The 24,204-nt window shown below is 66.2% G+C and carries 17 protein-coding genes and 1 pseudogene; 11 read left to right on the top strand and 7 right to left on the bottom strand.

What is annotated here, in order from left to right; all coding sequences use genetic code 11:
* Positions 1–14: 14 nt before the first annotated feature.
* The 3 genes from ACFRJ8_RS09375 to ACFRJ8_RS09365 all read right to left on the bottom strand — a co-directional run bounded on the left by ACFRJ8_RS09375 (position 15) and on the right by ACFRJ8_RS09365 (position 3,607).
* Positions 15–1,340 carry an MFS transporter gene (locus ACFRJ8_RS09375; protein ID WP_377985837.1) on the bottom strand — a complete coding sequence of 442 codons (1,326 nt, stop codon included), beginning with the start codon at positions 1,338–1,340 and terminating at the stop codon, positions 15–17.
* Positions 1,341–1,430: 90 nt separating this feature from the next.
* On the bottom strand, positions 1,431–2,171 hold the full coding sequence (locus tag ACFRJ8_RS09370; RefSeq protein WP_377985836.1) for a FadR/GntR family transcriptional regulator: 741 nt from the start codon (positions 2,169–2,171) through the stop codon (positions 1,431–1,433).
* 77 nt (positions 2,172–2,248) lie between these two features.
* The gene (locus tag ACFRJ8_RS09365) at positions 2,249–3,607 is read right to left on the bottom strand and encodes an NAD(P)H-dependent oxidoreductase (RefSeq protein WP_377985835.1); all 1,359 of its coding nucleotides are present in this window, start codon (positions 3,605–3,607) and stop codon (positions 2,249–2,251) included.
* Between the two features lie 413 nt (positions 3,608–4,020).
* Between ACFRJ8_RS09365 and ACFRJ8_RS09360 the strand changes: the two genes are divergently transcribed.
* Both ACFRJ8_RS09360 and ACFRJ8_RS09355 read left to right on the top strand, forming a co-directional pair.
* Positions 4,021–4,419 carry a hypothetical protein gene (locus ACFRJ8_RS09360; RefSeq protein ID WP_377985834.1) on the top strand — a complete coding sequence of 133 codons (399 nt, stop codon included), beginning with the start codon at positions 4,021–4,023 and terminating at the stop codon, positions 4,417–4,419.
* 91 nt (positions 4,420–4,510) lie between these two features.
* Positions 4,511–6,691, top strand: coding sequence for an elongation factor G-like protein EF-G2 (locus tag ACFRJ8_RS09355; RefSeq protein WP_377985833.1), 2,181 nt, complete (start codon positions 4,511–4,513; stop codon positions 6,689–6,691).
* Here the strand turns inward: ACFRJ8_RS09355 and ACFRJ8_RS09350 are convergent.
* Complete coding sequence (locus ACFRJ8_RS09350) at positions 6,681–8,090, bottom strand: aldehyde dehydrogenase family protein (protein ID WP_377985832.1); 1,410 nt, start codon at positions 8,088–8,090, stop codon at positions 6,681–6,683. The two genes, ACFRJ8_RS09355 and ACFRJ8_RS09350, sit on opposite strands and share 11 nt — an antisense overlap.
* A 115-nt stretch (positions 8,091–8,205) precedes the next feature.
* Between ACFRJ8_RS09350 and ACFRJ8_RS09345 the strand changes: the two are divergent.
* A pseudogene (locus ACFRJ8_RS09345) lies at positions 8,206–9,858 on the top strand (APC family permease); the annotation flags it as partial.
* 204 nt (positions 9,859–10,062) lie between these two features.
* Positions 10,063–11,076 (top strand): isopenicillin N synthase family dioxygenase, encoded by a 1,014-nt coding sequence (locus ACFRJ8_RS09340; RefSeq protein WP_377985831.1) that lies wholly within the window; start codon positions 10,063–10,065, stop codon positions 11,074–11,076.
* Between the two features lie 148 nt (positions 11,077–11,224).
* On the opposite strand, the gene ACFRJ8_RS09335 is transcribed toward ACFRJ8_RS09340, so the two are convergent.
* Positions 11,225–12,196 carry a helix-turn-helix domain-containing protein gene (locus ACFRJ8_RS09335; RefSeq protein ID WP_377985830.1) on the bottom strand — a complete coding sequence of 324 codons (972 nt, stop codon included), beginning with the start codon at positions 12,194–12,196 and terminating at the stop codon, positions 11,225–11,227.
* Between the two features lie 143 nt (positions 12,197–12,339).
* Complete coding sequence (locus ACFRJ8_RS09330; protein WP_377985829.1) at positions 12,340–12,930, bottom strand: TetR/AcrR family transcriptional regulator; 591 nt, start codon at positions 12,928–12,930, stop codon at positions 12,340–12,342.
* Between the two features lie 118 nt (positions 12,931–13,048).
* Here ACFRJ8_RS09330 and ACFRJ8_RS09325 point away from each other — a divergent pair, with 118 nt between their 5' ends.
* The 7 genes from ACFRJ8_RS09325 to urtE all read left to right on the top strand — a co-directional run bounded on the left by ACFRJ8_RS09325 (position 13,049) and on the right by urtE (position 20,687).
* Entirely contained in the window at positions 13,049–14,983 is a 1,935-nt protein-coding gene (locus tag ACFRJ8_RS09325; protein ID WP_377985828.1) for a primary-amine oxidase, read from the top strand.
* 9 nt (positions 14,984–14,992) lie between these two features.
* Positions 14,993–15,493, top strand: coding sequence for a hypothetical protein (locus ACFRJ8_RS09320; protein WP_377985827.1), 501 nt, complete (start codon positions 14,993–14,995; stop codon positions 15,491–15,493).
* A gap of 321 nt (positions 15,494–15,814) precedes the next feature.
* Positions 15,815–17,080, top strand: a complete 1,266-nt coding sequence (gene urtA, locus ACFRJ8_RS09315) for an urea ABC transporter substrate-binding protein (protein ID WP_377985826.1) — start codon at positions 15,815–15,817, stop codon at positions 17,078–17,080.
* Positions 17,081–17,123: 43 nt separating this feature from the next.
* A complete protein-coding gene (gene urtB, locus ACFRJ8_RS09310) occupies positions 17,124–18,008 on the top strand; it encodes an urea ABC transporter permease subunit UrtB (protein WP_377985825.1) in 885 nt (294 codons plus the stop codon).
* A complete protein-coding gene (urtC, locus tag ACFRJ8_RS09305) occupies positions 18,005–19,195 on the top strand; it encodes an urea ABC transporter permease subunit UrtC (protein WP_377985824.1) in 1,191 nt (396 codons plus the stop codon). Before urtB ends, urtC begins: the two co-directional genes overlap by 4 nt.
* The gene (gene urtD, locus ACFRJ8_RS09300; RefSeq protein WP_377985823.1) at positions 19,192–19,995 is read left to right on the top strand and encodes an urea ABC transporter ATP-binding protein UrtD; all 804 of its coding nucleotides are present in this window, start codon (positions 19,192–19,194) and stop codon (positions 19,993–19,995) included. Before urtC ends, urtD begins: the two co-directional genes overlap by 4 nt.
* The gene (urtE, locus tag ACFRJ8_RS09295) at positions 19,995–20,687 is read left to right on the top strand and encodes an urea ABC transporter ATP-binding subunit UrtE (RefSeq protein WP_377985822.1); all 693 of its coding nucleotides are present in this window, start codon (positions 19,995–19,997) and stop codon (positions 20,685–20,687) included. The genes urtD and urtE overlap by 1 nt, the downstream gene beginning before the upstream one ends.
* A gap of 48 nt (positions 20,688–20,735) precedes the next feature.
* Here urtE and ACFRJ8_RS09290 read toward each other — a convergent pair whose 3' ends face one another.
* Positions 20,736–24,188, bottom strand: a complete 3,453-nt coding sequence (locus tag ACFRJ8_RS09290) for an SNF2-related protein (RefSeq protein ID WP_377985821.1) — start codon at positions 24,186–24,188, stop codon at positions 20,736–20,738.
* Positions 24,189–24,204: the final 16 nt, after the last annotated feature.

The following is a 24,204-nucleotide window of genomic DNA, read 5'->3' as shown; positions in this document are numbered from 1 at the left end:
GCTGCCGGTGGCGCCTACTTGCCGGCTGCGATGAGCTCGTCGACGCTGGCCCTCTCGCGCTTTCCCCAGGTTTCCCGGGTGACCAGGGCCGCGATGAGTCCTATGGCTCCGCATGCCATGTAGACGATTGCCACGCCGCTCCAGCCCCAGGCGGCCGCCGTGGCTGCTGCGATGAGGGGGATGAAGCCGGAGATCGCGGCCGAGAACTGGTAGCCGATCGAGGCGCCGGAGGTCCGGGTGTTGGCGGGGAACAGCTCGGAGAACCATGCGCCCTGGGAACCGGCGAGCATATCGTGCAGGATCGGCAGCCCGATGATGTACACGAGGATAACCAGGAACGGGACGCCGGTGTTGACCATGAGGAACATCGGGAAGCCGAAGAGAATAATGCCGGCAGTGCCGACGAGGTAGAGCTTCCGGCGTCCGATCTTGTCCGTGAGCCGGCCCCAGAGGATGGTGGTCACCACGCCCAGTGCTGCGGCGAGCACCAGGCCGGTCAGGCCCGTCTGGCGGTCCACTAGCTTGTTGGCGACGATGTAGGAGAGCAGGTAGGTGACGATGACGTAGAAGCCGCCGGACTCTGCCAGCCGAAGGCCGATGACGCGCAGGATCGTGCGCCAGTCATTCTTGATGACGGTCAGGAGCGGGTTCTTGACGAGCTCGCCCTTGGCTTTCGTTTCCTCGAACTCGGGGGATTCGCTGACCTTCATTCGGATGATGATGCCGGCGATGATCAGGATTGAGCTGGCGAGGAACGGTACGCGCCAGGACCATTCGTTGTTCCAGCCGGTGGTGGCAAGGAAGACGAGGTTGGCCAGCAGGAGTCCGAGCGGGACACCGGCCTGCGGGATGCCGGTGTAGCGGCCGCGCTGTCGCCACGGTGCATGCTCAAAGGTCATCATGATGGCGCCGCCCCATTCGGCGCCGAAGGCCAGGCCCTGGATGATCCGGATCGCGACGAGCAGGATCGGTGCCAGGACGCCCACCTGCTGGTAGGTGGGCAGGACGCCGATCAGGAAGGTCGCGGCACCCATCACCAGCAGCGCACCGACCAGGACCGGTTTGCGGCCGTACTTGTCGCCGAGGTAGCCGCCGATCAGTCCGCCCAGCGGCCGCATGGCAAAGCCAACAGCGAGGGTGGCGAAAGCAAGCAGGGTGGCGGCGACGGGGTCCTGGCCGGGAAAGAACGCTGTGCCGAAATACAGTGCGGCGGCCGTGCCATAGGCCAGAAAGTCGTAGTTCTCGATGGTCGTTCCCACGGCGCTGCCGATCGCGACCTTAAGTTTGTCCGGCGAGCCCTGCTCGGCCTGCTTGGCGTGTGATTGCGTCATGGTGCTCATCAGCGTCCATATCTCCTTCGATATGGGACGGGAAGTCTTCCCTGTCCCGGGGTGCCCAGGCTCTGCACCGCCCGACGCCGGCTGCCGGCATCAGTGCGTTTGGTTCAGGTCCTTGGCGTTTTGAATGTTGTAAAAGCTGTGGATGTGCTCGCCCACCGCGCGCCTGGCCTCATCTGCGTCCCGCTGCCGGATGGCTTCGAGGATGTGCCGGTGTTCGCTGCGAACGACTTTCGCCGTCGCTCTCCAGTCCGCCAGGCGTGCGTAGGCTTCGATCATCTGGCGGTTGATGGCGGTCCGGAGGGAGCCCATCAGGTGGGAGGTCAACGTATTGCCAGTGGATTCAGCGATCCTGACGTGGAAGGCGGCATCCAGGCGGTTGAAATCGGCGGTGGAAATGTTTGGGTCATCCATCTGGTCCAAAATCAGTTCCAGGTCCTGGTGGTCCTTCTCGGTGGACCGGACTGCGGCTTCGTCGCAGCACCAGGTTTCCAGCGCGACCCGGGTTTCGAGTACATCGGTCTGGTCGAACTGTCCCAGCGCGAGCTGGAGTTTCAGCAGGTTGACGAAGCCGGATCCTGGCTCGCCCACCAGGACGGCTCCTCCTTCAGCCCCGCCGCCGGGCCGAATGTCCACGATTCCGAGGGCTTCCAGGACTCTCAGTGATTCCCGGAGTGAGGGCCTGGAGACGCCCAGTAGGGCTGACAGATCCCTCTCGCTGGGAAGTTTGTCTCCGGCCTTCAGCCGGCCGTCGAGGATCCGGTCCTCTATCTGGGCCATCACCTGTTCGTAGGTCCGGACCCGCTGGACCGGTTCCCATGCTTCTGCGCTCATGCTGACCACCTCTTGATCGTTTGCCGTCGCTGGACGCGGGCGGCAGTTCCATCGTAATAGCGGCCTGAAGGTCTGACCTACGTCGGCTGCAGCAACTCTGCACGGGCTTCCGATTCCAGCTGCCGACGAAGCTGTACAGCGAGAAGCGTTTCGTCGGCGTCGACGTCGTCCCAAGAAACGGTGCCGTCTTTCGGCACGTCCCGCTTGAGCTTCATGCCGTGGGCGAGCCCCAGTGGCAGGGCGTTGCGTTCCAGAGAGATCCGGGCCGGGGCCAGCTTCCCGAAAGCGGTGTAGCCGCCTTCCCCGTCAAGGACCTCGCCGGCCTTGAGGTCCTTCTTGGCCGTGGTTACGACGTCCCCGCGGAAACCCGTCGGCGCGCCGGTGGCTTCGCCCCGCAAGACTGCCGAGGCGATGCTGACTCCCAGCTCCAAACCGATCATGTGATACGGCCGGTACAGCGATCCGTAGCGGCCGGAGGCGTCGGTCTTCACCCCGTACTCGGCAAAGCACTGCACGGCATAGTCGGTCTTCGCCTCGAACGTGACATAGACGCCCCAGCGCAGGTCCCGCTCTACTTCAGTGCCGTCCCGGTTGAGGCTGGATGCGATTTCCACCGTGCCCCGGCGGGTCAAGATCCCGCCCGCCGACTTCTCGCGGTAAACGTGCGGCAGGTCGTCCACCCCGGCTGGCGGGAAGAAGAGTCCCTCGTCCTGCGGAGTGAGTCCCGTGCCGTTGGCAACTGCCGCCATCTCGATCGCCGACTTGGTGCCGTCGAGGAAAGAGTTGAACATCTTGGGGTTGAAGTCGCCGGAGGCGAGCTGCTCGTCGCTGAAGCCGTAGTAGTTCCAGACCGTGTCCGGGGTGGAGTAGTTGTACTCGGGGAGGTATTTGGTGCCCTTGCCGGCGGCGACGACGTCGAATCCGACCGTCCGGCACCAGTCGACCATTTCGCAGATCAAGGCGGGCTGGTCGCCGTAGGCCATGGAGTAGACCACGCCGGCGGCTTCGGCGCGGCGCTGGAGAATCGGGCCCACCATGCAGTCGGCCTCTACGTTGACCATGATGATGTGCTTGCCGTTGTCGATGCTCTGCACGGCGTGGGCGGTGCCGACAATCGGGTTTCCGGTCACCTCGAGGATGACCTCAACTTCCGGGAGCCGGATCAGGTCAGCGGAGCTTTCCGTGACGAAGGTGGTGCCGTTGCGGAGCGCCTCGGCGAAGTTCTTGGCGGCGTAGCGCTCGGCCGGCCAGCCTGTGCGCTGGAGTGCGCCCCTGGCCTTGGGAACGTCGATGTCGGCGACGCCCACAACGTGGATCCCTTCAGTGTTGAGTGCCTGGGTGAGGAACATGGAGGCGAATTTTCCGGCGCCAATGACGCCGACCCTAATGGGTCCGTGCGTTGCGGTTCGCTTCTGCATAAGCGAGTAGAGATTCATGTGGCTACTTCCTCGTAGTATCGCTGGAGTTTTCTGTGTGGTCAGTTGGTCAGACCATCTGGTGTTGTAACCATGACACGGCCGGAGGGAATGTGTCAACCATCACGTATTTGGTGACATCGGGTTCTTGGGCAAGTAGCCGCAAGGGCGAACTGAGTACACCGGAAGGCAAACAGGTAACCGACCATCCGATAGTCGGGTACCTGATTTGCGTGACTTCAGGCCCGGGCCGCGCGTTGAATTGGAGTGTCAGAAAAGGCTGGCATGACACGCTCACAGCTCCCACGGGAAGCACGGGCGCAGAGCCAGCGCAGGAGCAGCGTAGACGCCGGGGGGCATCGCATGCATGATTCAGTCCAGCTTGATCCGTCCATTGTCGATTCCTGGCGGCCGGCGACATTGACGGGCACGCCGTGAGCCCCGGGCTCCAGGCGGCCGTCCTGTTTGCCGGCTCGCTGCCGGGGCACGTCCTAATGTCCCTGGGGCAGACCCTGGTGGTCATATGCCTGTGCTTCGACTTCATCCGCGCGGTGTCCGTGCCGCGGTCCCACCGCCGGTACGTGGCCAACACCGCGTTCCGGACACTGGCCCTTCCTTCCATCCTGGTCATGGCGTTCAGCGTGCTCGTCGATGCCGCCTCCGGCTCCTGGCAGGACGTTGGCGCAGGGATGTTCATCCTGGTCGCCGTGATCTTCCGGTGGCACCATGACACCGACGAGGACAGCTGGTGGAAGGGCAAAGGCCAGGCCTTGGGCCGCTGGCTCCGGAACCGGGCAGCCTCCGGCTCCATGGCTGCTCCGGCCACGGCGTGAAAAAGCCCTTGCTGTCCGGGCGTCCCAGGGTGTCCAATCCTTAACACAAGGCCCTGCAGGGCACGAGTGGATGCGACGCCGGGAGGTTCTCATGCCGTCGAAAGGCGCCAAGACCCCGTCACGGGGTCCGGCCCGGGGTACATCTGACCTCCGGCGGGCCGACACCAACGGCGCCGCGCCGCCGGAGCAGCCGGACAAGATCCGCAACGTGGCCCTCGTGGGGCATTCCGGTTCCGGAAAAACAATGCTTACCGAGGCCTTGCTTGCAGCCACGGGGGCCATCACCCGTAAAGGCTCGATCGCCGAGGGCACCACGGTGAGCGACTCGGACCCCTCCGCCATCGCACAGCAGCGCTCCGTGGCCCTGGCGGTGGTGCCCGTGACGGTGGGGGAGACCAAGGTGAACCTGCTGGACACTCCGGGCTATACGGATTTCATCGGCGAGCTGCGGGCCGGCCTTCGTGCGGCGGATGCGGTGCTGTTTGTCGTCTCGGCCACGGACGACGTCGACGCCGCCACCACTGCGCTCTGGAGTGAATGCCAACGGCTCGGAATGCCGCGGGCCGTGGTTATCAGCCGCCTGGATCATCCGCGCGCGGATTTCGACGCCGCCGTCGCCCGTTGCCGGCTGGCATTCGGCGACGCGATCGTTCCGCTCTATCTGCCGGTCCGCGCGGACGGTGCCGTAACCGGGTTGCTGGGGCTGCTGACCGGGACGGTGTCCGATTACGGTCCGGCGGAAACGGCGCCGGCCACCCGGGCCGCGACCGGCGCCGAACTTGCCGCGGCGGAGGCCGCACGGGACGCGCTGATCGAAGGGATCATTGCCGAGAGCGAGGACGAGACGCTCATGGATCGCTACCTCGGCGGTGAAGAAATCGCCCCCGATGTCCTGATCGGCGATCTCGAGACGGCCGTGGCCCGCGGGTCCTTCCATCCGGTGCTGGCGACGTCGGCGGAATCCGGGCTGGGCATGGCGGAGCTGCTCGAGGTTCTGGTGCGCGCGTTTCCGACGCCAGCGGAGCACGGCGTTCCCGCGGCGACGGACCTCGACGGGGTGCCGGCCGGCCCGGTCGCCTGCGATCCCGAGGGCCCGCTGCTCGGTGAAGTGGTCCGCACGACGATCGATCCGTTCCTTGGCCGGGTCTGCCTGGTGCGCGTCTTCTCCGGCGTTGTGCGCGAGGACGCCGCCATCCATGTGGGCGGCCGCGGGATGGCGGACCGCGGCCACGAGGACCACGACAGCGACGAGCGGGTCACACACCTGTATTCACCGCTGGGATCGGGACTGCGGCCGGTGCCGTTCTGCGTCGCCGGGGACATCTGCGCGCTGACCAAACTGGGCACCGCCGAGACCGGGGACACGATTTCGGCCAAGGAACTGCCGCTGCTGGTGGCCCCCTGGGACATGCCGGACCCGCTCATGCCGGTTGCCATCGAAGCTGCCACGCACGGCGACGAGGACGCCCTGGCCAGGAACCTGGGGAAGGTCACCGCCGGGGACCCCACGCTGCGCGTGGAACGCAACTCCGAAACCCACCAGCTGATCCTGTGGTGCATGGGCGAGGCGCACGCCGACGTCGTCCTGGGCAGGCTGCGGGACCAGGGCGTGAACCTGCAGACCGTCCCGGTGATCACGCCGCTGCGGGAGACGTTTGCCGCGCCGGCGGCCGGGCATGGGCGCTATGTCAAGCAATCCGGCGGCCACGGCCAGTACGCCGTCTGCGACATCGAGGTGGAACCCCTTGACCGCGGCGCCGGTTTCGAGTTTGTCGACAAGACGGTGGGCGGGGTGATTCCCGGGCCGTTCATCACCTCGGTGGAAAAGGGCGTGCGGGCCCAGATGCAGAAAGGCGTCTCCGCCGGGTTCCCCGTGGTGGACATCAAGGTCACGCTGATCGGCGGCAAGACGCACAGCGTGGACTCCTCCGACGCGGCGTTCCAGGCTGCCGGCGCGCTGGCCCTCCGGGAGGCGGCGGCTGCAACCCGCATTCAATTCCTGGAACCGGTCTCGTCCGTGACCATCAGCGTTTCGGAGGATCATGTGGGCGCGGTGATGAGCGACTTGTCCTCCAGGCGGGCACGCCTGACCGGAACCACCTCCGCCGGGGCCGCCGGCACCGAGATCAGCGCCGAGGTTCCCGACCAGGAACTGTTGAAGTACTCGGTGGAGTTACGGGCACTGACCGCCGGCAGCGGCCGGTTCCGGCGCAGCTATCTACGGCACGAACCCGTGCCCGCAACAGCTGCGCCGGCCGGTGTCAGCCGTTGATCACCTGCGGCACGCCGAGGGCCTTGAGGCCTTCGACGCCGAATTCGAGGCCATAGCCGGACTGCTTGGCCCCGCCGAAGGGGACGCGGGGGTCCACGGCGCCGTGCTTGTTGATCCAGACGGTTCCGGCCTCGATCCGGGCCGCCACCTTCCGGGCTTGCGCAGTGTCGGAGGACCAGACGGAGGCGCCGAGTCCGACGTCGAGGGCGTTGGCCAGGGCGACCGCCTCGTCCACGGTGCTGTAGCGGATGATGGGCAGGGCGGGGCCGAACTGCTCCTCGGCGACGAGCGGGTTGCTGTTGTCGATGTCCGCCACGAGCGTGGCGGGGTAGAAGTGGCCCGGCTGGTCCGGATCCGGGTTGCCGCCGAGCAGAATCCTTGCCCCGGATTCGCGGGCATCTTCAACCAGCCGGGCGACGATGTCGAACTGCTGGCGGTTCTGCAGCGGGCCCAAGACGTTGGCCTCGTCCAGGCCGTTGCCCATCGGCATGGCACGGGCCACGCTGGTGAGTTCCTCGCAGACGGCCTCGTAAATGGCGTCGTGCACGTAGAGGCGCTTGAGCGCCGCGCAGGTCTGGCCGGTGTTGATGAAGGCGCCCCAGAACAGGCCCTCGGCGATCGCCTTCGGGTCTGCGTCGGGCAGGACGATGCCGGCGTCGTTCCCGCCGAGCTCCAGGGTGAGGCGCTTGACGGTGTCCGCGGAAGATTTGATGATGGCCTTGCCGGTGGCCGTGGAGCCGGTGAACATGATCTTGCCAATCGCCGGGTGTTCGGCCAGCCGGGCGCCGACCTCGCGGCCGCCGGAGACCGCCGTGAGGAGGCCCTCCGGGAGTTCCTGGTTGAGGATTTCGACGAGGGCCAGGACAGACAGCGGGGTGAATTCGGAGGGTTTGACCACCACGGCGTTCCCCATCCGCAGGGCGGGAGCAACCTGCCACACGGTGATCATCATGGGCCAGTTCCAGGGGCCAATCGCGCCGACGACGCCGATGGGCCGGTAGTGCAGTTCGGCGCGGGTTTCGCCGTCGTCCACCACGGTTTCCGGGTCCAAGGGCGTGGCGGCCGCTGCGCGGAGCCAGGCGGCGCAGGCGCCGACCTCGAAGCGGGCGTTCGGGCCGTTGAGCGGCTTGCCCTGCTCACGGGAGAGCAGCCGGGCCAGTTCCTCGGCGGAGCGTTCGACGGCGTCCGCGGCCCTGAGCAGCGCGGCGGACCGGGCGTCGTGGCCCAGGGCAGCCCAGGCCGGCTGCGCGGCGGCCGCGGCGGCGATGGCCTGTTCGAGGTCCTCGACAGTATGGACCGCGGCTTCGCCGACCGGCTCACCGGTGGCCGGATCAAGAATTGTGCGGGTCTCACCGGACACCGGGGTGATCGAGGCGAGAAGGGCGTCGTAGGTTTCCATGGGTACTCCACATCGAGTAGTTGAGGCGCTGCGTCGTTGAGACACATGTCCGAGTGTCCTCCGGTGCCTGAGGCGCAGTCTTGTCTTTGCGCGAACTGCAGTTGACCCGGTGCGAATGATCGCCAGGGGCCCGGACCGCCGTTGCGCGGTGTTCGATTGCGCGGTGTTCGATTGCGCGGTGTTCGATTGCGCTAGGGATCAACAACCGATCACGGATCGACAAGAGAGTGACGGGCGTCACCTGCCATGCTGGATTTCACGGTGCAAAGCACCCCCATTTCTCAGACATCCATTTCCCAGACTCATGACCGTTAAGAAGGATCCGATGAGTATTTCAAATTCCGAGTCCCGGACCGCGGAAGCCCGTCCCCGCACGGAGCACTCCACCGCGCTGCGCGCCGGCAGTGTCGGCGTCATGGGCATTCTCTTCTTTGTCTTGTCCGCCCAGGCGCCGTTGACCGGTATCGTCGGGGCATCACCGCTGGCTGCGGCCCTCGGCAACGGTGCCGGGGCGCCCGGGGCGTATCTGGTGGTGGGCATCGTCATCGTGATCTTCGCCGTCGGGTTCGTCGCGATGAGCCGCAAGATCCAGGCCAACGGCGCCTTCTACGCTTACATAACCGCCTCCTTTGGGCGAAAGACCGGCGCCGGTGCCGCCTGGCTCGCGCTCCTCGCGTACAGCACCATCCAGGCCGCGATGTACGGGCTGTACGGTGCGGCCTTCTCGGGGGTCCTCGGATCCGCCGGCATCGGGGTTCCCTGGTGGCTGCTGGCCGTAATCACCATGGCGGGCGTACAGGTGCTGGGATCCCTCAACATCGAACTCGGGGCGCGGGTTCTGGCGCTGCTCGTCGGCCTGGAGGTCGCAATCCTGCTTCTGTTCGGGTTCACCGTGCTGTTCCGTGGCGGCGGACCGGAAGGAATCAGCCTGGCGGCGTCCTTCTCTCCCGGGGCAATCGCCACCGGAGCCCCGGGCGTGGCCATCATGTTCGCTGTCGCGTCCATGTTCGGCTTCGAATCCACGGCCATCTACTCGGCCGAGGCCAAGGACGCCCACCGCACCGTAGCCCGCGCCACGTATCTTTCGGTGGGGGTCATCTCAGCGTTCTTCTCCTTCATCTCGTGGATGCTGGTCAGCTACTACGGCCCCTCCCACGTTATGGACGCTGCGGGCGCGGCCCTCGAATCAGGAGACTCCACCTCCTTCGTACTGACACCGATGGTGGAACTGTTCGGGCCGTGGGCCGGAACTGCCACCGGCATCCTGCTGGTGACATCCCTGCTGGCCGGCATCATTGCCTTCCATAACGGGATCAACCGTTACCTCCATTCGCTGGCCCTGCGCGGATCGATGCCCGGCGTTGTGGCCCGGACCAACAGGCACCGGGCGCCCGCCGTGGCCGCGCGGATCCAGACCGTGATCGCGTTCCTGCTGGTGGCGCCGTTCGCCGTGCTGTCCCTGGATCCTGTCCTGACCCTCTTTTCCTGGTTCAGCGGGCTTGCCGTGGCGGCGCTGCTGGTGCTGTATATCCTTTGTTCCCTGGCCGTAGTGGCTTACTTCCGGCGCGAAAAAGTGGCCGGACAGCTCTGGCAGACCGCAGTGGCGCCGGTGCTTGCCACCGCGCTGCTTGCCTGGGTGCTGTACCTCGTGGTCAGCAACTTCACGGCGCTGATCGGCGGCAGCGCAGAAACGGCCGTGGGTCTGCTGGTGGCTGTCCCCATCGTGTTTGCGGCCGGCGTGCTCGTGGAAATCGCTGTGGAACGCAGGGCCGCCCTCGCGGGACTCCCCGGCTAAGGACCCCGTCCAAGGAGCAGAAGGCGGTGCCGGACAGATCCGGCACCGCCTGAGTGCGCTGTCCTGCTCCGGATGTCTTATTTCGACACGTTTGTCCTCATCGCGGCAGCTCCGTCCGTAACATTAGAGCCAATAGATGCTTTGGCTTGCCAAATTAGCTGTAAAGGACTAGACGCATTGTCACTTGAATCATTGCCCGTCCTGGACTTCTCTCGACTGAATGCAGGGCCGGAGGAGGCCTCCCAGTTTCGGGACGAACTGCGTAACGCCATGCATGAAGTCGGGTTCCTCTATCTGACGGGCCATGGCATTCCGCAGGAGCTCACTGACGCCATCCTCGACGTCTCACGCCGCTTCTTCGAACTGCCCGAGGAGCAGAAGCTCGCCGTCGAGAACGTCCACAGCCCGCAGTTCCGCGGCTACACCCGCGTCGGCGGCGAACTCACGGACGGGGCGGTCGACTGGCGCGAGCAGATCGACATCGGCGTCGAGCGTGACGCTGTGGAGCCGGGGGCCGGCGTCGCTGATTACTGGCGCCTGGAGGGGGCCAACCTGTGGCCGGATGCTCTGCCTGAAATGCGGGAGATTGTTGCTGAATGGACCGAGCGTCTGAGCGCCATTTCCCTCGCTCTTCTGAGGGCGCTTGCCGTGTCCCTCGGGGCGCCCGAGGACACCTTCGACGCGGCGTTTGCCGCACGGGCTTTCCCGCTGCTCAAGGTGGTGCGTTATCCAGGGGAGTCCAACCCGGAGCCGAAGCAGGGTGTCGGGTCCCACCGCGACGGCGGCGTCCTGACGCTCCTCCTGGTCGAACCCGGAAAGGGCGGACTCCAGGTCGAGTACCAGGGGAAGTGGATCGACGCACCCCAGGTGCCCGGAACATTCGTGGTCAACATCGGCGAGATGCTCGAGCTGGCCACGAACGGCTACCTCAAGGCGACTCTGCACCGCGTCATCTCGCCCCTGCGCGGCACTGACAGGATCTCTCTTCCGTTCTTCTACAATCCTGCGTTGGACGCGACCATGCCCAAGCTCGCGGTGAGCCCGGAGTTTCAGGCCAAAGCCCGCGGACTGTCTGTTGACCCGACCAACAGCCCGATTCTGGAAACGTACGGGGACAACGCCCTTCGCTACCGGCTCCGGGCCCACCCGAACGTCGCCGCAGTTCACCATGCGGATCTGATCACAAAGTGAGGTCCCCGCGGGAGCCGCAATCTGAAGCCCGGAATCCCGCCGGCGAAACTAGTCCGCGCCGCAGCCCGGCAACCCTGCCGGGCTGCGGCGAAGACCATCGAAGGTGCTGACAACAGCAGGTGCGTTCAGCCGCGGATGACAGTCATCCTCAGGCGCCGCGCCGCCAGTCGCTGGGGGATTCGCCGAAGGCATCACGGAAGGAGCGGCTGAAATGGGCCGCATCCAGGAAGCCCCAGCGCCCGGCCACGGCCCCCACCGGCATGCCGGCCAGGAGCGGATCCCGCAGCTCGCGGCGCGCCCCTTCCAGCCGCTGGGCCCGGATCCAGCTCGCCACGGTGGTCCCGGATTCATGGAACACGTTGTGAAGGTGCCGGGTGGAAATGAAGTGGGCCGCCGCGATGGAGGCGGGCGAGAGCAGCGGATCGGCCAGGTTGGCGTCAATGTACTCGCGGACCGAGGCCGCCAGGAGGGCCTGCGGCCTCATCCGGTCCGGGGACATGTCCAGTTCCGAATGCAGCATGGTGGACACGAGATCGAGGGCGTTAGTGGCGAGGCGGGATCCGCTGGGGCCGCTCAGCGCGTCCAGATTCTCAGCGAGGTGGGCGATGAACGGCCCGACGATCGCGGCGAGGCCGCCGTCGGAAGCCATCCGCACGGCCGAAAGCTGCGCGATGCAGTCCGGCGGCAGCGACAGCGCATCCCAGGGGAACATCACCACCATGAGCCGGGCGTCGCCCTCGAACGCGAGTGTGTAGGGGCGGCTGGTGTCGTAGATGGAGAGGTCGCCGGGGCGCAGGAGGGCCTCGCGGTTGTCCTGGATGAGGAGACCGGTGCCTTGCAGTTGGAGATTGAGCTTGAAATAGCGCTGGTTGGACTGCGCGATCAGTGCCGGCGTGCGGTGGACCTCATGGCTGGTGGAGGAGACTTCGACCACCGCCACACGGTCCAGCCTGCGTGCCCGCATGCGGCCGCGGAAGTTGTCCGCATCTGCGCTTGAGGCGGCCAGGGGAACGAAGGACTCCGCGACGAGGTGCCTCCAGTGCTCGAACGAGTCCGCCGTGCTGGTGCGGACGTCCTGCCCTGTGGGGCTGAGGGATGGGCGGGCTGCAACTGCGGTCATCGAAAGATCCTGACGCCGTCGTAATTCGGGGACTGTGCCGTTTCCGGAGACTGTGCCGTGGAACACAGTCATTTCAGGGTAGCGGCGACGCCCGCCGTTGTCATCTTTTTTCGACAACCGGCGAAAAAAGAATGTGCCGACGCCTAGCTGCCCAGCAGGGCCAGGAGCCCCTCCAGCTGCTCGTTCAGCCCGAGCTCCACCTGGCCCTCGGGGGCCAGCGCGGCCGCGATCTGCGCGCCGAGAAGGAAGTTGAGCAGCTGCCCGGCCAGCGCGGCGTCGGCGACGGCGGTGCTGACGGCGCCGGATTGCCGCGCCTCGGCAAGATGCCTGCGGATTGCCGCAAGCCACTGCTCCATCGAATCCCTGTGGATCCGGGCCTTGCCGGGATCGTTGATGGCCTTTTGCCAGAACGGAATGACAATCCGGGCCTCGTTGATCCGCTCCTCATCCAGGGGCAGCACCTCGACGCAAAACGACCTCAGGGCCACGAGTCCGGACTGCCCGGCGGTGACCTCCGCGATGCGTTCGTTGGTGCGGTTGAAGACGTGCCCGAACGCGAACGTCAACAGGTCATCCTTTGTGGGGAAGTACGGCTTGAGCGCCCCGTTCGCGAAGCCGGCCTCGAGGGCGATTTCGCGCATAGTGGCGCTTTCAATGCCGAGCCGGGCGATGGTCCGCCACGTCGCGTCGACGAGTTCAAGCCGCCGCTGGTCGTGGTCGACAATCTTTGGCACCGGGCAGCTCCCCAATTTTCTTTCGTCGGACTCTTGTGGCACAGCTTACATTTCCGTATTCTCTACAACTATAGAAAATAAAGTTCCGACCCGCCAGGGTCCCCGAACGAAGGCCGTCATGATGACCGCACAAACCGACATCCGCACCTCGTTTAGTCCGTGCAGCCCGTACAGTCTGGCCACGGACGCCGAAATCACCGCAGTCCAAGTCATCCTGCGTGCCGCGGGCCTGCTGGGCGAGACGCAGCGCATCGCTTACCTCGGCCTGGTGGACCCCGCCAGGAACGCGCCGGCCGGAAGCGAGGACCGGCGGTTCCGGGTCTTCCTGCACGACGTCTCCGGAGGACGTCCGGCCGACGTGACCGTCTCGGTTTCCAGCGGCACGGTGATTTCCGCCGTCGAGCTGGACACCGCGCTGACCGGCGAGCTTCCTGTCCTGGAGGAGGAGTTCGAGGTCGTCGAACAGCTCTTGGCCACCGACGAACGCTGGCTCAAGGCGCTGGCTGACCGGGGCCTGGACGTCAGCAAGGTCCGCGTCGCCCCGCTGTCCGCCGGAGTGTTCGAGTACCCGGAGGAAAAGGGCCGCCGGATCCTGCGCGGCCTGGCCTTCGTGCAGGATTTCCCGGAAGACAGTGCCTGGGCGCACCCCGTGGACGGGCTAGTGGCATACGTCGACGTCGTCAGCCAGGAAGTCACGCAAGTGCTGGACACCGGAGCCGTCCCGATTCCCGCCGAACACGGCAACTACACCGATCCGGAGCTCACCGGCCCGCTGCGCACCACGCAGAAACCTATCAGCATCACCCAGCCGGACGGACCCAGCTTCACCGTCACCGGCGGGAACCATGTCGAGTGGGAAAAGTGGAGCGTCGACGTCGGCTTCGACGTCCGCGAAGGCGTGGTGCTGCACAACCTTGCCTTCCGGGATGGCGGCCGCAAGCGGCCCATCATCAACCGCGCATCCATCGCCGAAATGGTGGTTCCCTACGGGGACCCGTCGCCGATTCGGTCCTGGCAGAACTACTTCGACACCGGCGAATACCTCGTGGGCCAGTACGCCAACTCGCTGGAACTGGGCTGCGACTGCCTCGGCGAGATCACCTACCTCAGCCCCGTCATCAGCGACGCCTTCGGCAACCCCCGGGAAATCCGCAACGGCATCTGCATGCACGAGGAAGACTGGGGCATCCTGGCCAAGCACAGCGACCTCTGGACGGGCATCAATTACACCCGCCGCAACCGCCGCCTGGTGATCTCCTTCTTCACCACCATCGGCAATTACGACTACGGCTTCTACTGGTACCTCTACCTCGACGGCACCATCGAGTTCGAGGCCAAAGCCACCGGCGTCGTCTTCACCTCCGCCTACCCGGAAGGCGGCTCGGCCAACATCTCCCAGCTCGCCCCGGGCCTGGGCGCCCCGTACCACCAGCACCTGTTCAGCGCCCGGCTGGACATGGCGATCGACGGCTTCACCAACCGGGTGGAGGAAGAGGACGTGGTCCGGCAGGCGATGGGCGAGGGCAATGAACGCGGCAATGCCTTCTCCCGGAAGCGCACAGTGATCGCCCGCGAATCCGAGGGTGCCCGCGAGGCCGATGCCCGCAGCGGCCGGACCTGGGTCATCTCCAACCCGAGCTCACGCAACCGCCTCGGCGAAGCCGTGGGATACAAGCTCCACGCCGAGGGCCAGCCCACGCTGCTGGCAGACCCGGAGTCCTCGATCGCCCGGCGCGCCGCCTTTGCCACCAAGGACCTGTGGGTGACCCGGTTCGCGGAGGACGAGCGGTACCCCACCGGCGACTTCGTGAACCAGCACGCCGGGGGAGCCGGGCTGCCGCAGTTTGCGGCACAGGACCGGGAGCTGGACGGCCAGGACATCGTTCTGTGGCATACCTTCGGCCTGACCCATTTCCCGCGTCCCGAGGACTGGCCCATCATGCCGGTGGACACGGTGGGCTTCAAGCTCCGGCCCGAGGGATTCTTTGACCGCAGCCCCGTGCTGGATGTGCCAGCGAGTGCACAGCCGGCCGGCGGCCACTGCCACAGCTAGTCCGGCGCCGTGAGCATTGCAGGCGGCGTGGGCCGGCGGGGCGGCAGCGTGCTTCATCCGCGGATCTGCGCCGCCGTGACGGCGGCGTCGTGCCTCACCCATCTGGGGCTTGCCGCCGGAAACCAGCACGGGACATGGCTGAACCTGCTCATGCTCGCCATGGTGGCTGTGTGTCTGCCGTGCGCCGTGCACATCTGGCGCCACGGGCGGGTCTGCGCCGTTCGCCAGGTCAGCATCGTTGGCCGGGTCAGCGTCTTTCCCAGGATGGGTGCCGTCCGCCAGATCATGGCCTCGGCCCTGGTGATGACGGGGGTGCACGCGGTCCTGCTCCTGGGCGCCGGAGCAAGCGCCGCGGGCCACGCCCACCATGGCGATGCGGCCGCTCCCGCAGCGGCCGCATCGGCGTCGGCAGGCTCTGCGGCGATGCTGGCGGTCATCGCCCTGGAATTGACGACGGCGATGGTCGCCGCGACGCTTCTGGCCCGGCTCCGGGTGCACCGCCCGGATTGAACCGCTTCCAGGGTCTCCTGCCGTGGCCTCACCCGGGGCCGAGCGGCGAGCCGTGACTTTCATGTCGCCCTGAACGTGAAAATGACGGGCACGAAGTTTCCTACAGGTTAACTTTTATGCGGCTGTTTTCCGCGGTTTTGTCAGTGAACTTTGCTTCTCGAACCCGGCGGCGCGCTGGGCGGGGACCTGCTGAAACTGAGCGGAAACAATGCGAACGCCACCTGAAACATTGCGCACGTACATTGAGCTCGCTGGGTCCGGCACCCGGACTTGGAGACCATGCGCTGCCTTGAGGTAGCGCGGAGCGAGAAGCAGGTAAACATGAAGGTTTCGGTATTAAAGCGCGCTTTCATCCCTTTGACCGCGGCAGCCGTGGCGACGGCCCTCGCGGGCTGCGGCAGTCAGATTTCGAATCAAGCCTCCGCCGGTTCCTCCGCCAGCGGCGGCAGTTCCTGCGTCGACACTTCAGGCAGTAACGTCAAAGTCGGATTCATCAACTCGCTGTCCGGCACGATGGCCATCAGCGAGAGCACGGTATTCGACTCCCTCAGCTTGGCCGCCGAGGAGATCAACGCGGCGGGCGGTGTGCTGGGCAAACAGCTCCAGGTCATCAGTGAAGACGGCGCCAGCGAACCCACGAAATTCGCCGAACGCGCCGGGAAGCTGATCCAACAGGACTGCACGGCGGCGGTGTTCGGAGGGTGGACATCGTCCAGCCGCAAGGCGATGCTCCCGGTCTTCGAAGCCAACGATGCCCTGCTGTTCTACCCGGTGCAGTACGAGGGGCTGGAAGCATCCAAGAACATCTTCTACACCGGGGCAACCACCAACCAGCAGATCATCCCGGCCCTGGATTACCTCGCTGAACAGGGCACCAAGTCGATCTTCCTGGTAGGCAGCGACTACGTATTCCCCCGCACGGCCAACAAGATCATCCAGGCCTACGCCACCGCACACGGCATGAAGGTCCTGGGGGAGGAATACGCTCCGCTGGGTTCCACGGAGTTTTCAACGATCGTCAACAAAGTCCGCGATTCCAAAGCCGATGCTGTGTTCAACACCCTCAACGGTGACAGCAACGTGGCATTCTTCCGGCAGTACAAGAGCGTGGGGCTGACAGCTGAGTCGATGCCAGTGGTGTCGGTATCCATCGCCGAAGAGGAAGTTCCCGGCGTCGGACTCGAAAACGTTGAGGGCCAACTGACCGCTTGGGATTACTACCAGACTCTGGATACTCCGGCCAATAAGAAATTCGTGGCGGCATTCAAGGCGAAGTTCGGGGCAGACAGGGTGACGAGCGACCCTATGGAAGCGGCCTACACCTCGCTTTACCTGTGGAAGGCCATGGTGGAAAAGGCCGGATCCTTCGAGGTGGATAAAGTCCAGGCTGCCGCGGGCGGAGTGACGTTTGATGCGCCTGAGGGCAAGGTCACGGTGGACGCGGAGAATAACCACATCACCAAAACCCCCCGGATCGGGAAGATCACCTCCAACGGCCTGATCGAAACGGTCTGGTCCTCGCCGGCCGCGGTGGAGCCTGACCCGTTCCTCACCAGCTACGACTGGGCCAAGGACCTGGCCAAATAGCTGCTGTCATCCCTGCAGGAAATCCGAGGAAAGGCCCGCCGGAATGGAAGTGCTGATTGGACAGATGTTCGCCGGACTCAGTCTCGGCTCAGTGCTGCTGCTTGCGGCGCTCGGGCTGTCGTTGACCTTTGGCCAGATGGGGGTCATCAACATGGCCCACGGCGAGTTCATGATGGCCGGTGCATACACGGCCTTCGTGGTGCAGCGGAGCATCTCCGACGCCGGCCTCTCGCTGCTCGTATCCGTCCCGGTGGGCTTCCTCGTGGGCGGGCTTCTGGGGCTGGTCCTCGAGGCAGTCCTGCTGCGCAGGATGTACCACCGCCCCCTGGACACCCTGCTGGTTACGTTCGGGGTGTCGCTGATCCTCCAGCAGGCCGCCCGGGACATCTTCGGGGCGCCCAGCGTGGACGTCCGGGCACCAAAGTGGCTACAGGGCAATATCGAACTGCTGGGTGCACCGATTCCGATGACCCGGCTGTTCATCCTGCTGCTTTCCCTCGTCTGCGTGGCCGCGCTGGTGGCGGTTTTGAAGGGGACCCCGCTGGGACGTCGAATCAGGGCAGTAGTGCTGAACCGGGACCTCGCTGAGACGAGCGGCGTTTCCACCCGCCGCACCGACCAGTTGACGTTCTTCATCGGGTCCGGTCTTGCCGGTGTCGCGGGGGTGGCCGTCACCCTGATCGGGTCCACGAGCCCGTACCTGGGAACGAACTACATTGTCGACGCCTTCCTGGTGGTGGTGGCCGGGGGCGTCGGCCAGGTCAAAGGCGCGGTCATCGCCGCGTTCGCGCTGGGCGTGCTGCAATCCGTCTTTGAATTTTCGACGACGGCCAGCATCGGGAAAGTGCTGATCCTCGTTCTCGTGGTGGTGTTCCTTCAGCTTCGGCCGCAGGGCATCTTCAGCCTCAAGACAAGGAGCCTGGCATGAGCAAATTCCTTTCCAGCCGCTGGCGGGTGCTGGCCGGCTTCGCCCTGGGCGCAGTGGCCCTGCTGGTGGTGGCGCCCGCTGCGCTGTCCGTCTTCAACCTCGCCCTCTTGGGGAAATTCATCTGCTTCGCGATCGTGGCTGTGGGAATCGGTCTGGCCTGGGGCCGCGGCGGGATGCTGACCTTGGGCCAGGGGGTCTTCTTCGGCCTGGGCGCCTACATCATGGCCATGCACCTGAAGCTCGCGGACGCCTCCCTCTTCGGCGGTTCCGGCGTCCCGGATTTCATGTCCCTGTACGGCACCGGCAACGTTCCGGCGTGGTGGGAGCCGTTCCGAGACCCCGTGGTGACCCTGTTCGCCGTCGTTCTGGTGCCGGGACTGGTGGCGCTGATTCTTGGCCTGGCCGTGTTCAAACGCCGCGTCAAGGGCGCCTACTTCGCGATCCTCAGTCAGGCCCTCGCGGCGGCTTTCGCCGTATTCCTGATCGGCCAGCAGGCCACCACCGGGGGCTCTAACGGGTTGAGCGGATTCCGGTCCTTCTTCGGCTTCGACCTGTTGGACCCGTCCAACAAACTGATGCTCTACTCGATCGCGGCGGTGGTCCTGCTGCTGGCGCTGGCGGCGGTACGGCAGCTGATGCACAGCCGATTCGGAGAACTGCTCGTTGCCGTACGCGACCAGGAGGAAAGGGTCCGGTTCCTCGGCTATGACCCGGCCATCATCAAGACTGTCACCTACGTGATTGCCGCGGTGATGGCCGGGATCGCCGGGGCGTTGTTTGTTCCCCTCGTGGGGATCATCTCTCCGGCGGACGTGGGAGTCATACCGTCCATCGCCTTCCTGATCGGTGTGGCCATCGGCGGCAGAGCCACCCTGCTGGGACCGGTGCTCGGCGCACTCAGCGTGGCAATCGCCCAGACCAGCCTGTCCTCCACCTTCCCGTCCTTCTGGATCTACTTCCAAGGTCTCCTCTTTGTCCTGGTCATTGGGTTCATGCCCGGCGGGCTGGCCTCCCTGCCGGGCCTGATCGCGCGGCTGCGGGGCCGCGGGCCTTCCGGGCAGCGAGCAGTTCCGGATCCTGAGACCGGCGGTTCTGCACGGCAAAACCCCGCAGGCCCAGGACCCGAGGGGTCCCCGGTGCCCGGCCCCGCGGTCCCCACGACTATTCCGGAAGAGGCGAGCCGATGACCAGAGCTACCCTGCTGCCCGACGGCGTGCCCCGCGCGGGCGGGCACCGGCACGGCCGGCCCAAGTACCTTGAGGTGCGCGGGCTCACCGTTGCGTTTGACGGCGTCGTGGCGGTGGACAACGTTGACATCAGCGTCGTCCAGGGCGACCTGAGGTTCCTCATCGGACCGAACGGCGCCGGAAAAACCACCATCATCGATGCGATCACCGGGCTGGTTCCGGCAACCGGGTCCGTCAACCACACCGGCACGGAAATCCTAGGTCGCAAGGTGCACCAGATCGCCCGCCTGGGCGTGGGGCGGACATTCCAGACGGCCAGCGTCTTCGAAAACCTCTCTGTCCTCCAGAACCTGGACATCGCTGCCGGCTCACGCCGGAAAGCCGGCGAGCTGCTGCGGCGGCGCAAGGGCGTGGACCCTGCCGTGCAGGAGGCGCTGGAAATCATCGGGCTGGAAAAGGCGGCGGACAGCCGGGCCGGAACCCTGGCGCACGGGCAGAAGCAATGGCTGGAGATCGGCATGCTGCTGGTCCAGAACTCGAATGTGCTGCTCCTCGATGAGCCGATCGCAGGGATGAGCCAGGACGAGCGCGACGAAACGGGGCAGCTGCTTCGTCGGATCGCGGCCAGCCGCATCACCATCGTGGTGGAACACGATATTGAGTTTGTCCGGGAGTTCGCCACCTCCGTGACTGTGCTCGCCGCCGGCAAGGTGCTCAGCGAAGGCAGCGTAGCCCAGGTTCAGGCCGACACAAATGTGCAAGACGTGTATCTGGGCGCTGCAGGAATGGAGGGTCGCTGATGCTTGAAATCACCGACGTGCAGACCGGCTACGGCCGCACCCAGGTCATCTCCGGGGTCAGTATCGCCGTCCCCGACAATGCCCTCGTCTCCATCCTGGGGCACAACGGGGCCGGGAAAACCACGCTGCTGCGCGCCGTCGTCGGGCTCCTCAAGCCCACCCGCGGCAGCATCCGCCTGGACGGAGAGGACATCACGACGCTCCCACCCCACCAGCGGGTGGCGCGCGGGATGGCCTATGTTCCGCAGGGCCAGCAGTCCTTTGGGCAGCTTACTGCCCTGGAAAACCTGCAGCTGGTAGCCGACGGGCGGAAGAACGGGAAGGAACGGGTGGCGGAGGCGCTGGACATGTTTCCGGCGCTCCGGCCGCTGCTGGCCCGGCGCGCCGGTCTCCTCTCCGGCGGCCAGCGCCAGCAGCTGGCGATCGCCCGCGCGCTGATTACGGAGCCCCGGCTCCTCATCCTGGATGAACCCACGGAAGGAATCCAGCCCAACGTCGTGGCCGAAATCCAGGACACCATCATCCAGCTGTCCCAGCGCAAAGGCATGCAGGTCCTGCTGGTGGAACAGCACATCGGCTTTGCCCTCAGGGCCGCCGACGGCTACTACGTGCTGGCCGCGGGCCGGGTCAGCTCCTCCGGACATGGCGGCGTCGAATCCGCGGGGGAGGTACGTGAGGCGATGCTGATCTGAGCGGCCGGGCCCACGTCTGAACGGCGTCCGTCGGGAGGCCAAAAGGCGTCAGTTGTTGAACAGCCCCGCCAGGTCCTCCGCCGTCAGTGCGGAGCCGGTGAGCGCGTCGCCTTCCATCACGTCGGCGAAGAGCTGGGATTTCTTTGCTTTGAGCGCCATGACCTTCTCCTCGATCGTGTCCTTGGCGACGAGCCGGTAGACCATGACGTTCCGGGCCTGGCCGATCCGGTGCGTCCGGTCCACGGCCTGGGCCTCCGACGCCGGATTCCACCACGGGTCCAGCAGGAACACATAGTCGGCCTCGGTCAGGTTCAGGCCGAAGCCGCCGGCCTTGAGGCTGATGAGGAACACCGGCGCGGCGCCGTTCTTGAACTCGTTCACGACGTCGGTGCGGTTGCGCGTGCCGCCGTCAAGGTAGCAGAACTCGATGTTCTCCTCGACCAGCCGTTCCCGGACCTTGCCCAGGAAGCCGGTGAACTGGCTGAAGATCAGGGCCCGGTGTCCTTCGGCCACCAGGTCCGCGAGCTGCTCGAAGAGGACATCGAGCTTGCTGGAGCGCACCCCGGACAGGGATGGATCGATCAGCGACGGGTCCAGGCTCAGCTGCCGGAGCAGGGTCAGCGACTGGAAGATGGTGAACCGGTTCTTGTTGACGTCCTCGATCAGGCCCAGGATCTTCTGGCGTTCCCGCTGCAGGTGCGTCTGGTACACCTTCTGGTGCCGCGGATTCAGCACGACTTCCAGAATCTGCTCCTGCTTGGGTGGCAGGTCCCGGATGACTTGCTCCTTGGTGCGCCGCATCATGAGCGGCCGGACCCGCCGCCGGAGCTTGTCCAGCTGCCCCTTGTCGCCGTTCTTCTCCACCGGCTTCTGGTAATACTCGGCGAACCGCTTGGGGCTGGAAAAGAGCCCTGGGGCCACAATCGAGGTCAGCGCCCAGAACTCCATCAGGTTGTTCTCCAGCGGGGTTCCGGTGATGGCGAGTTTGAAGGCGGCAGGCAGTTTGCGGGCGCACTGGTAGGCCTTGGACTGGTGGTTCTTGACGAACTGGGCTTCGTCCAGGACCAGGCCGGCCCAGGTCTGGGAGGCGTAGGCCTCGTAGTCGATCCGGAACAGGGCATAGGAGGTGATGATGATGTCCGCGCCGGCCATCGCCTCGGCCGGCTGCGAGCCGCTCTTGGCGAAGGTTTCGCCGATGGCGCGTACGCTCAGCCCCGGCGCGAACCGTGCCGTCTCCGCCTCCCAGTTGCCCACCACACTGGTGGGGGCGACGACGAGGAACGGGGCCGTTCCGGCGGCGGGGCCGGCCGCGGATGGGCCGGCGGCCTGTGCCTCGGAGGGGGCAGCGGGTTGTGCATCAGGGGTGGCAGCGGCGTCTTTCGCGGCGCACATCAGGGCCAGGGCCTGCACGGTCTTGCCCAGGCCCATGTCGTCGGCCAGCACACCACCGAGGCCGTGGCGGTAAAGGAAGCTCAGCCAGTTGAAGCCCTCCAGCTGGTACGGGCGCAGCTCGGCGTTCAGCGATTCGGGCAGGGGGAGGCCCTTGATGTCTCCTTCGAGCAGGCCCCCCACGGACTCGCGCCACGCCGCCGCCTGCTCGTCGACGATCCCGAGGCGTGCGAGCTCGTCCCACAGCCCGGCCTGGAAACGGCTGATCTGCAGCGGGGCATCTTTATCGCCGGGGTTGTCCTGCAGGGAGCGGGCCTCGTCGATCAGCGCCCGCAACTGGTGCAGCTCCGGCAGGTCCAGCGAGAAGTACGCCCCGCTGGGCAGCAGCATGCGGGTCTGACCGGAAGCGAGTGCGGAAAACAGCGCCGCGAAGGAAACCGGCTGGCCTTCCAGGGTGATGACGATGCCCAAGTCGAACCAGTCGCGGCTGTCCGTCGCCTTCGTGGAGATTGCCACCACCGGGGCTTCTTCGGCTTCGCGGTAGTCCGCAATCTCGCCGGAGGTATCCACGGAGACGTCGCGGAGGTCGCGGAGCCGGGGAAGCACGTCCTCGGTGAAGGCGAGCGTGTCAAGACCGGCCAGTTCTGCCGAGGCCGCCAGGCGCGGCGTGCCCCAGCCGCCGGTCGCGGATTCGCCCAGGGCCGGGACCACGTCCCAGGGCTGGCCGACCTCCTCGAGGATGCGTGCCTCGGCGGGGTCGTCCCGGTAGCCATGATCGCCCGGATGCCGCCACAGCGGCTGCGCCGTGACGAGGTTCCCGGACTTGTAGTGCCATTCCCAGTGCAGCCGGACCCGGTGGTCCGCCCCGTAGTTGGCCAGCAGGGACAGGGTGGGGACGGCAAGGGTGGGCAGTTCCACCGACTCGTCGGAGGCGGTTACCCGGGCGGTCTGCTTCAGTTTGGGGTAGAAGCCGGTCAGGAAGCGGCTTTCGTCCCGCGCGGGGATATGCAGCGTGGTCCCGCCCGTGACGAAGGTCAGCAGTTCCTCGCTGAGACCGCTCTCCAGCGGGGCAAGGGTGATGACGGGGTCGGCAGGGGCGACGCCGGGCAGGCTGTCGCCGTCGGACGCCAGGAAGATCCCGTGCGCCGGGCGGCCGATGGTCCCGACCGACGCCGGATCCACCACCTCGCCTTCGACCGTGATGGTCGGCGCGAGCTCGAGCCCGCCGTCCTCCCCTTCGGCGCCGAGCCGCGCCAGGTTCAGCCCGACGGCGGCAGGCTGCTCAACCAGCCGCACCGGCTCATCGCCGCGGCTGTGCACCAGCGCGACGCCGATCTTCTTGGCCTGGGACAGCAGGCTCCACAGATTCTTGCCGGCGTAGGTGTTCAGCCCCAGCCACAAGCCGGTGCCGGAATGCTGGCGGTTCGCCATGGCGGTGTGCGAGGCGAGGAATTCCTGCATCCACTCCACATGCGCCTCGTTGCATTCGCGTCGGTAGTTCAGGTAGCTCAGCGTGCTCCAGGAGACGTCGCCGCGGATCCACTTGCCCTTGGCCCCCATGATGACGGGGCGTGCCTTGAGCTGGCGGACGCTGCGGAGCGGATCGCGGCGGCCCGTATAGGAGAAGTGCGGGGCGGGTTCCTCGATGTCGAACTGGAGCGCCAGCGGGGTGCCGTTGGCGGACGGCGTGATCCCCGGGTGGGCGATCAGGGAGCTAAGGGCCTGCTCCCAGTCGGCCATTTCCGGCGGTGCGCTCTGGCGGGCCAGCCGAGTGCCCTCGGCGGGGGCCAGCAGCTGCAGCCGGGTGGCCGGGTTGTCTTCGGCCGAGAAGAGCAGGGCCGCCACGTGCTTGCAGTCCTTGCGGACCGGGCAGCTGCAGACTCCCACCGTGCAGCTCCAGCCGCCCGCCTTCCGGACAAGCTTCGCCGTCGTGGAATAAGGCACGTCGGAACCGCCCCGCACCTTGCCCAGCAGCAGGCCGGTGGCGGCATCGAAGGAGATCCCGGAAACGCGGCTCCCCATGGCGTAGGCGAGCCCGGCCGCGAGGGAGCGGTCGTTAATCGCGGGGGTCTGAATCGCCAGTGCCGCACTCTCGTCCGGATGGGATGGCATGTGCGCGCTACTTTCG

Source organism: Arthrobacter sp. NPDC056886 (genome assembly GCF_042788715.1).
Classification (GTDB): domain Bacteria; phylum Actinomycetota; class Actinomycetes; order Actinomycetales; family Micrococcaceae; genus Arthrobacter.
This window is presented reverse-complemented; position numbering and strand designations above follow the sequence as displayed.